Annotated in this window: 7 protein-coding genes and 1 pseudogene; 4 read left to right on the forward strand and 4 right to left on the reverse strand. The window is 65.3% G+C overall.

All coding sequences use genetic code 11. The features are described 5' to 3' along the window. Positions 1-47: 47 nt before the first annotated feature. Positions 48-2,327: an NADP-dependent malic enzyme gene (locus tag FJ946_RS14840; protein ID WP_140497115.1), complete on the reverse strand. Its 2,280-nt coding sequence runs from the start codon at positions 2,325-2,327 to the stop codon at positions 48-50. Between the two features lie 217 nt (positions 2,328-2,544). Here FJ946_RS14840 and mutS point away from each other — a divergent pair. After that, positions 2,545-5,306, forward strand: a pseudogene (mutS, locus tag FJ946_RS14845) (DNA mismatch repair protein MutS). Between the two features lie 254 nt (positions 5,307-5,560). Here the strand turns inward: mutS and FJ946_RS14855 are convergent. The 3 genes from FJ946_RS14855 to FJ946_RS14865 form a co-directional block, all read right to left on the reverse strand. Then, complete coding sequence (locus FJ946_RS14855) at positions 5,561-6,406, reverse strand: aldo/keto reductase (RefSeq protein ID WP_140512968.1); 846 nt, start codon at positions 6,404-6,406, stop codon at positions 5,561-5,563. Positions 6,407-6,484: 78 nt separating this feature from the next. Then, positions 6,485-6,877, reverse strand: a complete 393-nt coding sequence (locus FJ946_RS14860) for a DUF305 domain-containing protein (RefSeq protein WP_140564935.1) — start codon at positions 6,875-6,877, stop codon at positions 6,485-6,487. A 43-nt stretch (positions 6,878-6,920) separates the two neighbouring features. Beyond that, a complete protein-coding gene (locus FJ946_RS14865) occupies positions 6,921-9,425 on the reverse strand; it encodes a heavy metal translocating P-type ATPase (RefSeq protein ID WP_140564937.1) in 2,505 nt (834 codons plus the stop codon). 187 nt (positions 9,426-9,612) lie between these two features. Here FJ946_RS14865 and FJ946_RS14870 point away from each other — a divergent pair, with 187 nt between their 5' ends. From FJ946_RS14870 to trpS, 3 genes are all read left to right on the forward strand, one after another. Then, the gene (locus FJ946_RS14870; protein ID WP_140564938.1) at positions 9,613-12,414 is read left to right on the forward strand and encodes a [protein-PII] uridylyltransferase; all 2,802 of its coding nucleotides are present in this window, start codon (positions 9,613-9,615) and stop codon (positions 12,412-12,414) included. 46 nt (positions 12,415-12,460) lie between these two features. Continuing rightward, complete coding sequence (gene murJ / locus FJ946_RS14875; protein WP_140564940.1) at positions 12,461-14,068, forward strand: murein biosynthesis integral membrane protein MurJ; 1,608 nt, start codon at positions 12,461-12,463, stop codon at positions 14,066-14,068. Positions 14,069-14,240: 172 nt separating this feature from the next. Further along, positions 14,241-15,308: a tryptophan--tRNA ligase gene (gene trpS / locus FJ946_RS14880; RefSeq protein WP_140564941.1), complete on the forward strand. Its 1,068-nt coding sequence runs from the start codon at positions 14,241-14,243 to the stop codon at positions 15,306-15,308. The last annotated feature ends 13 nt before the right edge of the window (positions 15,309-15,321 follow it).

Below are 15,321 nucleotides of genomic sequence, written 5' to 3' on the forward strand. Positions count from 1 at the left end.
CGCGACCAGATCCGCCGCAGCTTTCGCATCCGACGCGCGGACCTTCCTCAGGTCCCCGCCGTGTAGGCCGCGATCGCCGCCATGTTGACGATATCGCTGTCCTTGGCGTTCAGCGAGACGATCTGCACCGGCTTGTTCAGCCCGACCAGCAGCGGGCCGATGACCGTCGAGCCGCCGAGCTCCTGCAGCATCTTGGTGGAGATCGAGGCGGAGTGGAAGGCCGGCATGATCAGCACATTGGCCGGGCCGGTCAGCCTCATGAACGGGTATTGCGCCATGGCACGGGCGTTGAGCGCGACGTCGGCGGCCATCTCGCCGTCATACTCGAAATCGACGCGGCGCTTGTCGAGGATGCGCACGGCTTCCTGGATGCGCTCGGAGCGCTCGCCGTGGGGATGGCCGAAGGTGGAATAGGCGAGCATGGCGAGCCTCGGCTCATAGCCCATGCGGCGGGCAAAGCCTGCCGCTTCCTCCGCGATATCGGCGATCTGCTCGGCGTTCGGCATGTCGTGCACGGCGGTGTCGGCGACGATCACGGTGCGGCCGCGCGCCAAAACGATCGACACGCCGATGACGCGATGGCCCGGCTTGGCGTCGATGACGCGCCTGACATCGTCGAGCGCGGTGGAATAGTTGCGGGTGACGCCGGTGACGATGCCGTCGGCATCCCCCAGCGCCACCATGCAGGCGGCGAAATGGTTGCGGTCGTTGTTGATCAGGCGCTGGCAGTCGCGGAACAGGAAGCCTTTGCGCTGCATGCGCTCGTAGAGATAATCGGTATAGACCGAATTGCGGCGCGACAGGCGAGCATTGATGATCTCCAGCCCCTGCTTGTCGAGGTCGATGCCGGCGTGCCTGGCGTTCTCCTTGATGACGTCGTCGCGGCCGAGCAGGATGGCGGTGCCGAGCCGCTGGTTCACATAGGAGACGGCGGCGCGCATCACTTGCTCCTCCTCGCCCTCGGCGAAGACGATGCGCTTGGGCTGGCGGCGCACACGGTCGTAAATGCGCTGCAAGGTCGAGGCGATCGGATCACGGCGGGCCGACAGCTCCTGCGCGTAGCGGTCGAGATCGAGGATCGGCTTGCGGGCGACGCCAGAATCCATCGCCGCCCTGGCGACGGCCAGCGGAATGGCCGAGATCAGGCGCGGATCGAACGGCACCGGGATGATGTAGTTGGGGCCGAATTTCGGCCGGTTGCCCTGGTAGGCTGCGGCGACGTCGTCGGGCACGTCCTTGCGTGCCAGGTCGGCAAGCGCACGCGCGGCGGCGATCTTCATGTCGTCATTGATGGTGGTGGCCCGCACATCCAGCGCGCCGCGGAAAATATAGGGGAAGCCGAGCACGTTGTTGACCTGATTGGGATAATCCGAACGCCCGGTCGCCATGATGGCGTCGGTGCGGATCTCCGCCACTTCCTCGGGCGTGATCTCGGGATCGGGGTTGGCCATGGCGAAGATGATCGGGTTCTTGGCCATGGAACGCACCATGGCGGTGGTCAGCGCGCCCTTGGCGGAAAGGCCGAGGAAGACGTCGGCGCCGTCCAGCGCCTCGGCCAGCGACCGCGCGTCGGTCTTGACCGCATGCGCCGACTTCCACTGGTTCATGCCTTCGGTGCGGCCCTGGAAGACCACGCCCTTGGTGTCGCACAGGATGATGTTTTCGGGCGCAAAGCCCATCGCCTTCATCAGCTCGATACAGGCGATGCCGGCCGCACCGGCGCCGTTGCAGACCATCCTGGTGGTCTTCATGTCGCGGCCGGTGATCTCCAGCGCGTTGATCAGGCCGGCGGCCGAGATGATGGCGGTGCCGTGCTGGTCGTCGTGGAAGACCGGGATGTCCATCAGCTCGCGCAACCGCTGCTCGATGATGAAGCATTCCGGCGCCTTGATGTCCTCCAGGTTGATGCCGCCGAAGGAGGGCCCAAGGAAGCGCACGCAGTTGATGAACTCGTCGGCGTCCTCGGTGTCGACCTCGAGGTCGATGGAATCGACGTCGGCGAAGCGCTTGAACAGCACCGCCTTTCCCTCCATGACCGGCTTGGAGGCCAGCGCGCCGAGATTGCCCAAGCCCAGGATCGCGGTGCCGTTGGAGATGACGGCGACCATGTTGCCGCGCGACGTGTAGTCGAAGGCGCGGCTGGGATCCTCCGCGATGGCCAGCACCGGCACGGCGACGCCAGGCGAATAGGCGAGGCTCAAATCGCGCTGCGTGGCCATCGGCTTGGTGGCGACGATCTCGAGCTTGCCGGGCCGCCCCATGGCGTGGAATTCGAGCGCTTCCTGCGCGCTGACGGACGGACCGCTGTTTTCGGTTTTCCTTGCCATGATGCTTTTGATTTCCTCGCCATGCGGCACCTCCTTGAGGCGGGTGCCTTGTGTGATTCCGAATTAAGACTACGCGCCGCCGCGTGTAAACCGCCAAGCGTTACCGAACTGGCGTCGGAAGGACGCATGGCGTTCAATGGTGGTTGATCTCCGTTCTTCCCCTGCTTTTCCAATGGCCGGCATTAAACCCCGCCGCCACATCTGCTAGCGTGAGCGCATGAACATGCACATTCAAAACGAACCGGACGCTCCCGAGGCGATCACGCCGGCAGCCGCTGGCGGCGTCACGCCGATGATGGAGCAGTTCATCGAGATCAAGGCGGCGAACCCGGATTCGCTGCTGTTCTACCGGATGGGCGATTTCTACGAGCTGTTCTTCGAGGATGCGGAGAAGGCGAGCCGGGCGCTCGGCATCGTGCTGACCAAGCGCGGCAAGCATCAGGGACACGACATCCCGATGTGCGGCGTGCCAGTGCATGCGGCGGACGACTATCTGCAGAAACTGATCGCGCAGGGTTTCCGCGTCGCCGTCTGCGAGCAGATCGAGGATCCGGCCGAAGCCAAGAAGCGCGGCTCCAAATCGGTGGTGCGCCGCGATGTGGTGCGGCTGGTGACGCCTGGCACCATCACCGAGGACAAATTGCTGGCGCCGTCGGAATCGAGCTTCCTGATGGCGCTGGGACGGGTGAAGGGCAGCAGCGATGCAAGAGGCGGGGAGCGCGGCGGCGCGACCGGGAACCAGGGGAGCTTTGCCCTAGCCTGGATCGACATTTCGACCGGCGCTTTCCGGGTCACAGACACCACCGCAGACCGGCTGCTCGCCGACATCTTCCGCGTCGATCCGCGCGAGCTGATCGTCGCCGATCCGGTGTTCCACGATCCCGAATTGCGACCGGTATTCGACATGCTCGGCCGCGTCGCCAACCCGCAGCCGCCGAGCCTGTTCGATTCGGCCTCGGCGGCCGCGCGCATCGCCCGCTTCTTCGAGGTGGCGACACCGGACAGCTTTGGTGCGTTTTCCCGTGCCGAGCTGTCGGCGATCTCGGGCGCCATCGCCTATGTCGAAAAGACGCAGAAGGCCGAGCGGCCGCCGCTGTCGCGCCCCGAGCGCGAGGAGGCCGGCTCGACCCTGTTCATCGACCCGGCGACGCGCGGCAACCTGGAACTGCTGCGCACGCTGTCGGGCAGCCGTGAAGGCTCATTGTTCAAGGCGATCGACCGCACGGTGACCGGCGGCGGCGCCAGGCTGCTCGCCGACCGGCTGATGGCACCGCTGACCGATCCGGCGGCAATTGCCGCGCGGCTGGATTCGGTGTCGTTCTTCCGTTCCGAGACGCGGCTTTGCCAGGCGGTGCGGGCGAGCCTGAAGAGCGTCGCCGACATGCCGCGCGCGTTGTCGCGGCTGGCGCTCAACCGCGGCGGCCCGCGCGACCTCGGCGCGCTGCGCGCCGGCTTCGAGGCGGCCGGCACCATCGCGGGGATATTTGCCGCGACCGCCCTGCCCCAGGAATTGGCGGCGGCGCTCGCCGCCATCCGGGCGCTGCCGCACGCGCTTGCCGGGCATCTGACGCAGGCACTTGGCGAGGAACTGCCGCTGCTGAAGCGCGACGGCGGCTTCATCCGAGGCGGCTACAACGCCGAGCTCGACGAGATGCGGGCGCTGCGCGACGAGTCGCGAAAAGTGATCGCCGGGCTGGAGCGTTCGCTGATCGAGGAGACCGGCATTCGGTCCCTGAAGATCCGGCACAACAATGTGCTCGGCTACTACATCGAGGTGACCGCCAACCACCACGCGGTGATGACCGGCAGCGACGGCGCCAAGGCGCGCTTCATCCACCGCCAGACCATGGCCAACGCCATGCGCTTCACCACGACGGAGCTGGCGGAGCTGGAAACAAAGATCGCCAATGCCGCCGACCGGGCGCTGAGCATCGAGCTTGCGGCCTTCGACGCGCTGACGGCGGAAGCGGTCGGCGAAGCGGAGAAGATCCGCGCCGGGGCCGATGCGCTCGCCGTGCTGGACGTGTCGGCGGCGCTCGCGCTTTTGTCGGAAAGCGAGGCCTGGTGCCGGCCGCTGGTCGATGCCAGCCTTGCCTTCGAGATTTCGGGTGGGCGCCATCCCGTGGTCGAACAGGCGCTGCGGCGCTCCGGCGAAGGGCCGTTCGTGGCCAATGACTGCGACCTGTCGCCGGAGGGCAGCGCCAAGAACGGCGCGATCTGGCTGCTGACCGGCCCCAATATGGGGGGTAAATCAACATTCCTGCGGCAGAACGCGCTGATCGCCATCCTGGCCCAGACCGGCTCTTTCGTCCCGGCGACATCGGCCCATATCGGCGTCGTCGACCGCCTCTTTTCCCGCGTCGGCGCCTCGGACGATCTGGCGCGCGGCCGATCGACCTTCATGGTCGAGATGGTCGAGACGGCGGCGATCCTCAACCAGGCCGGCCAACGGGCGCTGGTAATCCTCGACGAGATCGGCCGCGGCACCGCCACGTTCGACGGCCTGTCGATCGCCTGGGCCGCGGTGGAATATCTGCACGAGAAGAACCGCTGCCGGGCGATCTTCGCCACGCATTTCCACGAAATGACCTCGCTTGCCGGCAAGCTGGCGCGGCTCCACAACGTCACCATGCGGGTCAAGGAATGGGAGAACGACGTCGTCTTCCTGCACGAGGTCGGCAAGGGCGCGGCCACCGCTCCTACGGCGTCCAGGTGGCGCGGCTGGCCGGCCTGCCGGAGGCGGTGGTGGACCGTGCCAAGGAAGTGCTGCACCAGCTCGAGGAAGGCGAGGTTTCGGGCAAGACCAACCGGCTGGTCGACGACCTGCCGCTGTTTTCAGTGGCGGTGAAGCGGGAAGCGCAGAAGCCGGTCAAGAGCGACGCGCTGGGCTTCGCACTCAGTGACATCAATCCCGATGAGATGACGCCGAGGGAAGCGCTGGAAGCGCTTTATCGGTTGAAGGGGTTGGCGGGGACGTAAATTGAACCTGCTGGCACGGCGGTATCGCCGAAACCGCCAATCTCCCCCCTTGAGGGGGAGATGTCCGGCAGGACAGAGGGGGGCCTCGTAGAGTGCCGGCCTTGATTAACTTGCCCCCTGACGATGCCCGCCGGAGCATGCCAGCGCGGAAGCCGTCGTTGTAAAAATTAATATGTTGGCGGGACAGCGCCCCCCTCTGCCCTGCCGGGCATCTCCCCCTCGAGGGGGGAGATTGGCAGCTTCACCGACAACGCTCAGATCATCTCCAGCCCGCGTTTGCGGCTCGGCGGCGGGAAGGCGCGGTCGAGGTCGGCGAGGTCTTCGCGCGTAAGCTCGATGTCGAGTGTCGCGACATTCTGGCGGACATGGTCCTGGCTGCTGGCCTTGGGAATGGCGATGACGCCATCCTGGTGCATCACCCAGGCCAGTGCGATTTGCGCCGGTGTCACGCCATGGCGGGCTGCGACCGCGTCTAAACTGGCGTTGCGCGCCAAGGCGCCCTGCTCGACCGGCGAATAGGCCATCAGAGGAATTCCGCGTTTCCGGCTCCAGGGCGCCAGATCGAACTCAAGGCCGCGCCGGACCAGATTGTAGAGCACCTGGTTGGTCTGGACGTTGCCGCCGTCGGGCAGGCCGACCAGCTCTTCCATCTCCCCTGTGTCGAAATTGCTGACGCCCCAGTGGCGGATCTTGCCGGCTTTCTTCAGCGCCTCGAAAGCTTCGACGGTTTCGGCCAGGGGCACGCTGCCCGGCCAATGCAGCAGATAAAGATCGATACGGTCGGTGGCGAGGCGCTTCAGGCTGTTTTCGCAGGCGCGCTGCACGCCGGCGCGCGAGGCGTTGGACGGCAGCACCTTCGAGACCAGGAAGACCTCGGCACGCTGCCCGGCAATGGCTTCGGCCACCACCTCCTCGGCGCCGCCGCTGGCGTACATTTCGGCGGTGTCGATCAGCTTGACGCCGAGATCGAGACCAAGCTTGAGGGCATTCACCTCCTCCGCGCGGCGGCGCGAATCCTCGCCCATTTTCCAGGTGCCCTGGCCGAGAACGGGGATGGCTTCGCCGCAGGGCAGCGTGGTGGTTCTGACGCTCGATGGCATGGCAGGCTCCAGTTGAGACGGGATCGCATCACAGGCCGGACGAGAAATTCAGAGGCGTTCTCGCCGAGCCGCGAAAGCTTACTTCACCGGATGGGCGGCGAGCCAGTCCTGCATCTGCTTGATCTCGGCTTCCTGCGCCGCGATGACCGCCTCGGCCAGCTTGCGGATCTCGGGGTCCTTGCCGTTGGCGAGTTCGACCCTGGCCATGTCGATGGCGCCCTGGTGGTGAGGGATCATGCCGCGGACGAAATCGACGTCGGCATCGCCGGTGTATTTGGAGGCCATCATGTCGGCGTGCATCTTGTCCATCGCCGCCTTGTAGCCTGCGGTCGATGGGCCTTCCGCCCCCGTCGCCATGCCGGCCATGTCGTGCCTCATCTCCTCGCTTTGCGCGGGAACGCTTTCGAGGAAGACGGCAACCAGCATTCCAGCCGCCATCAGCAGCAGCACGATTTTCTTGGCCAAGGTCATTGATGGTCTCCTGTTGATCGGGTTTCGTATTTGGGGGATCGGCTCAAAGTTTCAATGTCCTCAGCCGCAACGCATTGGCGATCACTGAAACCGAGGACAGGCTCATCGCCGCCGCCGCCAGCATCGGCGACAACAGCGTGCCGGTCAGCGGATAGAGCACGCCGGCCGCAACCGGCACGCCAAGCACATTGTAGAGGAAGGCGAAGAACAGGTTCTGCCTGATATTGCGGATGGTCGCCTGCGCCAGTGTGCGGGCACGCACGATGCCGTTGAGGTCGCCCTTGACCAAAGTGATGCCGGCGCTTTCGACGGCGACATCGGCGCCGGTGCCCATGGCGATACCGACATCGGCGGCGGCCAAGGCCGGTGCGTCGTTGACGCCGTCGCCGGCCATGGCGACGGCGGCGCCCTTGCCGCGCAATTCCTCGACCAGCGCGCCCTTCTGTTCCGGCAACAGGCCGGCGCGGACTTCGTCGATGCCGAGACTCCTGGCGATCGCGTTTGCCGTGCGCTCATTGTCGCCGGTCGCCATGATGATCCTCAAGCCGCTGTCGTGCAGGGCCTTGATCGCCTCGGCGGTGGTCGCCTTGACCGGATCGGCGACGGCCACGATGCCGGCCAGTTTCCTGTCCACGACGACGAACATCGCCGTCTTGCCATCGCCTTGTAGCGCTTCGGCCGCGGCCGAAACGGTGGACACGTCGGCACCGAGATCACGCATCATCGCGGCGTTGCCGAGCGCTACATTCCTGCCCGAAACGGCACCGGAAACACCCTTGCCGGTGACCGCCTCGAAGCCATTGGCTTCGGCGACCCTTACACCGCGGGTCGCGGCGCCTTCGACAATAGCCTCGGCCAGGGGATGCTCCGAGCCCTTCTCCAGGCTCGCGGCGAGGCCCAGCAATTCCTCCTCCGAAAACCCATCGGCCGCCACGACATCCGTCAGTTTCGGCCGGCCTTCGGTCAGTGTCCCCGTCTTGTCGACGATCAGCGTATCGACGGAAGCGAAGCGTTCGAGCGCGGCGGCCTCCTTGATCAGCACGCCGGCGTGGGCGCCACGTCCGGTAGCGGTCATGATCGACATCGGCGTGGCGAGGCCCAGAGCACAGGGACAGGCGATGATCAACACCGAGACCGCCGAGACGATGGCGAAGATCAGGCTGGGCTCGGGGCCGAAGACCGCCCAGGCGACAAAGGCAGCGATGGCGACCAGAACGACAGCCGGGACGAAGTAGAAGGAAACGCGATCGGCCAACCCTTGTATCGGCGCGCGCGAGCGTTGCGCCTTGGCGACCAGCTCGACGATGCGCGAGAGCGTGGTCTCGGCGCCGATCCGCTCGGCGCGCATGATCAGCGAGCCATTCTTGTTGAGCGTGCCGCCGGTGAGGGCATCCCCTTCGGCCTTCTCGACCGGCAACGGTTCGCCGGTGATCATCGATTCATCGATGGAAGAGCGGCCTTCGAGCACGGTACCGTCGACCGGCACGGCATCGCCGGGCCGGATGCGCAGGCGCTCGCCGGCCTTGACGCTGTCCAGCGGCACATCGCTCTCGGAACCGTCCTCTCCTATGCGGCGGGCGGTCTTGGGCGCAAGGTCGAGCAGGGCGCGGATCGCCGAGCCGGTCTTTTCGCGGGCGCGCAGTTCCAGCACCTGGCCGAGAAAGACCAGCGCGACTATGACGGCTGCGGCCTCGAAATAGACCGGCACCGCCCCGCCATGGCCGCGGAACTGATGCGGAAAAATGTCCGGGAACAGCGTCGCGACGACGCTGTAGAGATAGGCCGCACCGACGCCGAGCGAAATCAGCGTCCACATGTTCGGGCTGCGGTTGCGGATCGAGTCCCAGCCGCGATGAAAGAACGGAAATGCGGCCCAAAGCACGACCGGGCTCGCGAGCGCCAGCTCGATCCAGACCTTTGTCCGGTCATCTATCAGGTTCTCGAGCGACAGACCGATCATCGGCGCCATGGCGACGATGAGAAGGGGCACCGAGAGCACCGCACTGACCCAGAACCGCCTGGTGAAATCGACCAGTTCGGGATTTTGCCCCTCATCGCCTGTCGGCACGCCCATCGGCTCGAGAGCCATGCCGCAGATCGGGCAGGAGCCGGGCTTGTCACGGATGATCTCGGGATGCATCGGGCAAGTGTATTGCGTCCCCTTCGGCATCGCTTCCGGCGCCGGTCTGTCGCCGAGATAGGTTTGCGGCGCCGCCTCGAATTTCGACTTGCAGCCGGCGGAGCAGAAATAGAAGCCCTGGCCGTCATGGCGCAGAAAATGCTTTGCCGTGGCGCGGTCCACGCTCATGCCGCAGACGGGGTCGGTGGCGGTCAGGTATTGTTTCGGCTCGGCTTGGAACTTTGTCCGACAGCCTTCGCTGCAGAAATGATAGAGGCGGCCAGCATGCTCCGATACCGGCTTGCCGGCGGCTGGATCGACGATCATGCCGCAAACCGGATCGCGCGTGACGGCGCCGGCATCCACGGCCGCGCCTTTTGCCGCGCAGCAACCACCATGCGCGTGATGATCGTGATCTGAATGCGTCATTTCGAATGCCTCTATCAAACTGCTTCGAGCCGGAGGTAGTCCTTCCAGTAACTGGAAGGTCAAGGACTGGCTTGAATTTTATTGTCGCGGGTGTCCCGCACCATGGAAACGCGTCAACCCGCCCCCATACCCAGCGCCGCGGAAACGCGCTATAGACGCCGCCCAAAAGGCAAGGCCAACCGGTACCATGGCGAAAATCTCCTTGAAGCTCGATGAACTGATCGACGGCGACGCCTTGCGCCGCGAGATGACCGCGCTGACGGCGGCCACGACCGGGGACGGCTCCGGATCGGCCGCCCGCGCCGGGGTTCTCCAGCTTCTCAAGGGCCGGCTCGCCGCGGGCCGCAAAACAGCCGAGGCCATGCTGAAGCAGGATGGCGGCGGCAATGCCTGCGCCGAGCGGCTGTCGCATCTGATGGATGAGCTGATCCGGGCGCTCTACGATTTTGTCGCGACCCATGTCTACCGGGTAAAGAACCGGTCGGTCGCCGAACGCATGGCCGTCGTCGCGGTCGGCGGCTATGGGCGCGGCACGCTGGCGCCGGGATCCGACATCGACCTCCTGTTCCTGCTGCCCTACAAGCAGACGCCGTGGGGCGAACAGACAGTCGAATACATGCTCTACATGCTGTGGGACCTCGGGCTGAAGGTCGGCCACGCGACCCGCAACATCGAGGAATGCCTCAGGCTGTCGCGCACCGACATCACCATCCGCACCTCGATCCTGGAAGCGCGCTTCCTGTGGGGTGAGCAGAAGCTCTACGACGAACTGATGCTGCGCTTCGACCATGAGGTGGTGCGCACCACCGGACCGGAATATGTGCAGGCCAAGCTCGCCGAACGCGACGAGCGCCATGCCAAGGCCGGCGAAAGCCGCTATCTGGTCGAGCCCAACGTCAAGGACGGCAAGGGCGGCCTGCGCGACCTGCAGACGCTGTTCTGGATCGGCAAATATTTCTACCGGGTGCGCACCGGCGAGGAGCTGGTCGAGAAGGGCGTCTTCACGCAGGCCGAATACCGCGAATTCCAGAAGGCCGAGGATTTCCTGTGGGCCGTGCGCTGTCACATGCATTTCCTCACCGGCAAGGCCGAGGAGCGGCTGCATTTCGACATCCAGCGCGAGATCGCGGAGCGGCTGGGCTACACCACGCATCCCGGCCTGTCGGCGGTCGAGCGCTTCATGAAGCACTACTTCCTCGTCGCCAAGGATGTCGGCGACCTGACCCGCATCTTCTGCGCCGCGCTCGAAGAGGAGCAGGCCAAGCATGTGCCGGGCTTCAACCGCATCTTCCTCACCTTCCAGCGCCGCAAGCGCAAGCTTGCCGGCACGTCGGATTTCATCGTCGACAACCACCGTATCAACATCGCCGACGACCAGGTGTTCGAGCGCGATCCGGTCAATCTGCTCAGGCTGTTCTGGTTCGCCGACAAGCACGGGCTGGAGTTTCACCCCGACGCGCTGAAGCTGCTCACCCGCTCGCTCGGCCTGGTCAACAAATCGCTCCGGCGCGACGAGGAGGCCAACCGGCTGTTCCTCGACATCCTGACCTCGGACCGCAATGCCGAGCTCAACCTGCGCCGCATGAACGAGGCGGGGCTGCTGGGCCGGCTGATCCCTGATTTCGGCAAGATCGTCGCCATGATGCAGTTCTCGATGTACCACCACTACACGGTCGACGAGCATCTGATCCGCTGCATCGGCGTGCTGGCCGAGATCGAGCGCGGCGACGGCGAGAAGGTGCATCCGCTGTCGCATTCGCTGATGCCGGGACTGAGAAAGAGCCGCGAAGCGCTCTACGTCGCCGTGCTGCTGCACGACATCGCCAAGGGCAGGCCGGAGGACCATTCGGAAGCCGGCGCGCGGATCGCCCGGCGCATCTGCCCGCATATGGGACTTTCGACCGCCGACACCGAAACGGTGGCCTGGCTGGTCGAGAACCATCTGGTCATGTCGATGACGGCGCAGACGCGCGATCTCAACGATCGCAAGACGATCGAGGACTTCGCCTCGATCGTGCAGTCCGTCGAGCGGCTGAAGCTGCTTCTCATCCTCACCGTCTGCGACATCAGGGGCGTCGGACCGGGCGTCTGGAACGGTTGGAAGGGCCAGTTGCTGCGCACGCTGTACTACGAGACCGAACTGCTGCTCACCGGCGGCTTCTCGGAAGTGTCGCGCGCCCAGCGCACGGCGGCGGCGCGCGAGTGCCTGGCCGAAGCCCTCGCCGGCTGGCCCGACAAGATCCGCAAACGCTATGTCGGCCTGCACTATGAGAATTACCTGTTGACCGTCGACCTGCCGGACCAGCTTCGCCACGCCGAATTCATCCGCGAGGCGGATGCGTCCGGCAACAAGCTCGCCACCATGGTCAAGACGCACCAGTTCGAGGCGGTGACCGAGATCACCGTTTTGGCGCAGGACCATCCGCGCCTGCTGTCGGTGATCGCCGGCGCCTGTGTGGCGGCCGGCGGCAACATCGTCGACGCGCAGATCTTCACCACCTCGGACGGCCGCGCACTGGACACGATCCTGATCTCGAGGGAGTTCGACCGCGACGAGGACGAGCGCCGGCGCGCCGAGCGCGTCGGGCGGCTGATCGAGGACGTGCTGTCGGGCAAGAGCTGGCTGCCGGAGATGATCGAGAAGCGCACCAAGCCCAAGCGCGGCGCCAAGGTCTTCCGGATCGCGCCGCGCGCCGAAATCCGCAACACGCTGTCGAACCGATTTTCGGTGATCGAGGTCGAGGGGCTGGACCGGCCGGGTCTGTTGTCGGAGATCACCGGAACGCTGTCCGACCTGTCGCTCGACATCGCGTCGGCCCACATCACCACCTTCGGCGAAAAGGTGATCGATACGTTCTATGTCACCGACCTCACCGGCCAGAAGATCGACAGCCCGTCACGCACCACCACCATCCGCAACCGGCTGACGGCGACGCTCGAGGGCACGGCCTCCGAACGCGGCAGCAGGACCAGGGCCGCCGCCGAGTGAGCGCCACCATCACTTTGTCCCAATCGCGCAGGCAGTCTCCAAACGCATGAGCCTCGTCAAGAAATTCGCTACGGTCGCTTCCGGCACGCTGATGAGCCGCGCGCTCGGTTTCGGCCGCGAGATGCTGATGGCGGCAGCACTGGGCACCGGGCCGGTGGCCGACGCCTTCAACGCCGCCTTCCAGTTTCCCAACACCTTTCGCCGGCTGTTCGCCGAAGGCGCCTTCAACGCCGCCTTCGTGCCGCTGTTCGCCAAGGAGATCGAGACGCACGGCACCGACGGCGCCAAGCGCTTTTCAGAGGAAGTGTTCGGGGTGCTGTTCACGGCGCTGCTGGCGCTGACCATCGCCATGGAACTGGCGATGCCGCTGATCGTGCGCTACCTGGTGGCGCCGGGTTTCGCCGACACGCCGGGCAAGTTCGAGACGACCGTCACTCTGGCGACGATCATGTTCCCCTATCTCATCTGCATGTCGCTGGCCGCCATGATGGCGGGCATGCTGAATTCGCTGCGCCGCTATTTCGCCGCGGCGATCGCGCCTGCCTTTCTCAACATCATCCTGATCAGCGTGCTTGGCTATGCCTGGTATCATGGGCTGGATGCGCATGCCGTCGGCTTCAGCCTGTCCTGGGGCGTTCTGGCGGCGGGCCTCGTGCAGCTCGCCATCGTCTGGGTGGCGGTTCGCAACGCCGGCATCTCGATCGGTTTCCGCCGGCCGAAGATGACGCCGAACGTGAAGCGGCTCCTGATCCTGGCGCTGCCGGCGGCGATCACCGGCGGCATCACCCAGATCAACCAGCTGATAGGCACCGCCATCGCCTCGGCGCAGGACAGCGCCGTCTCCTCGCTCGCCTATGCCGACCGCGTCTACCAGCTGCCACTTGGCGTGGTCGGCGTCGCCGTTGCGATCGTGCTGTTGCCGGAACTGTCGCGGGCGCTGAAGTCGGGCAATCTGATCGAGGCGGCCAATCTGCAAAACCGCTCGGTCGAATTCACCTTGTTCATGACCTTGCCGGCTGCGGTGGCGCTCTGGGTCATGTCTGAGCCGATCGTGCGGCTGGTCTATGAGCGCGGCGCGTTCGCCACCAACCATTCGACGCCTGTCGTGGCGGCGATCCTGGCGATCTTCGGGCTCGGCCTGCCGGCCTTCGTGCTGATCAAGGCGTTCACCCCGGGCTATTTCGCCCGCGAGGACACACGCACGCCGATGATCTTCGCCGCCATCTCGGTGGCGGTGAACGTCGCCACCGCGCTGACGCTGTTTCCGAGGATGGGCGCGCCCGGCATCGCCGTGGCCTCGGCGGTGGCCGGCTGGGTCAACGCGCTGATGCTGCTCGGGGTGCTGATCCGGCGCGGCCATTGGGGCCGCGACGTGCCGCTTCTGAAGCGCATTCCGCGTCTGGTGCTCTCGGCGGGGGTGATGGGCGTCGCCCTCTATTTCGCCGAACACTGGCTGAGCGCCAGCCTCGGCTCCGGCTCGCCGCTGGTCGTCAAGGCGACGACGCTGCTGGGGCTGGTGGCCGGCGGGGCGCTGCTCTACTTCGTCACGGCCTTTGCCAGCGGCGGCGCCGATTTCGGCATGATCCGCCGCAATGTGAAGCGCGGCTCAGGCAAAGCGACACCACCAGCCGTAAACGCCGAGCTGGACGAGTAGGCCGGGCAGCCCGACTGCAATAGCAGTCTTGATCGCAGCGTCATGTTCGTCCATAAGCGCGCCGTCGCAAGACTTTCGCCGCACGCGGTTTCCAGCCGCGTGATTGGCTCCGAAAAGTCTGCAACTTTTCGGAATCACGCTTATACGGCCCTCCACAAGCCACGAGGAAACCATGTCCGCCTTCAAGCCACTCGTCTTCTCCGGCGTCCAGCCGACCGGCAATCTGCATCTTGGCAACTATCTCGGCGCCATCAAGAAATTCGTCGCTCTGCAGGACACGTCCGATTGCATCTACTGCGTCGTCGACCTGCATTCGCTGACGGCCCAGCTGGTCTATGACGATCTCAGGGACCAGACGCGCTCCATCACGGCGGCATTCCTGGCCTCCGGCATCGATCCGAAGAAGCACATCGTGTTCAACCAGTCGCGGGTGATGCAGCACGCCGAGCTCGCCTGGATTTTCAACTGCGTGGCGCGCATCGGCTGGATGAACAAGATGACGCAGTTCAAGGACAAGGCCGGCAAGGACCGCGAGAACGCCTCGCTCGGCCTGCTTGCCTATCCCTCGCTGATGGCAGCCGACATCCTGCTCTACCGCGCCACCCATGTGCCGGTCGGCGAGGACCAGAAGCAGCATCTGGAACTGACGCGCGACATCGCCCAGAAATTCAACAACGACTTTTCGGACCGCATCGCCGGTCTTGGCGTCGGCGTCGAGATGCAGGTCGGAGAGGAAATTGTGAACGGCTACTTTCCGATCACCGAGCCGGTCATCGGCGGGCCGGCGGCGCGCATCATGTCGTTGCGCGACGGCTCCAAGAAGATGTCGAAGTCGGACCCGTCGGATCTGTCGCGCATCAATCTGACCGACGATGCCGACGCCATCTCCAAGAAGATCCGCAAGGCCAAGACCGATCCGGAAGCCTTGCCGAGCGAAGTGGACGGCCTCGCCACCCGGCCGGAAGCGGAAAACCTGGTCGGCATTTATGCCGGCCTTGCCGACATATCGAAAGAGGCGGTGCTGAAGGAGTTCGGCGGCCAGCAGTTTTCGGTGTTCAAGCCGGCACTGGCCGACCTGGCGGTCGAAAAACTGGCTCCCGTCGCCGCCGAAATGCGCCGCATTTCCGATGACCGCGCCTATGTCGACGCGGTACTGCGGGACGGCGGCGAGCGCGCCGGCGTGCTGGCCGAAGCGACGATGAAGACGGTGCGCGACATCATCGGGCTGCTGCAGGACTGATCCGCATCCTTAT

This window comes from Mesorhizobium sp. B2-4-7, from assembly GCF_006442685.1.
Lineage (GTDB): Bacteria > Pseudomonadota > Alphaproteobacteria > Rhizobiales > Rhizobiaceae > Mesorhizobium.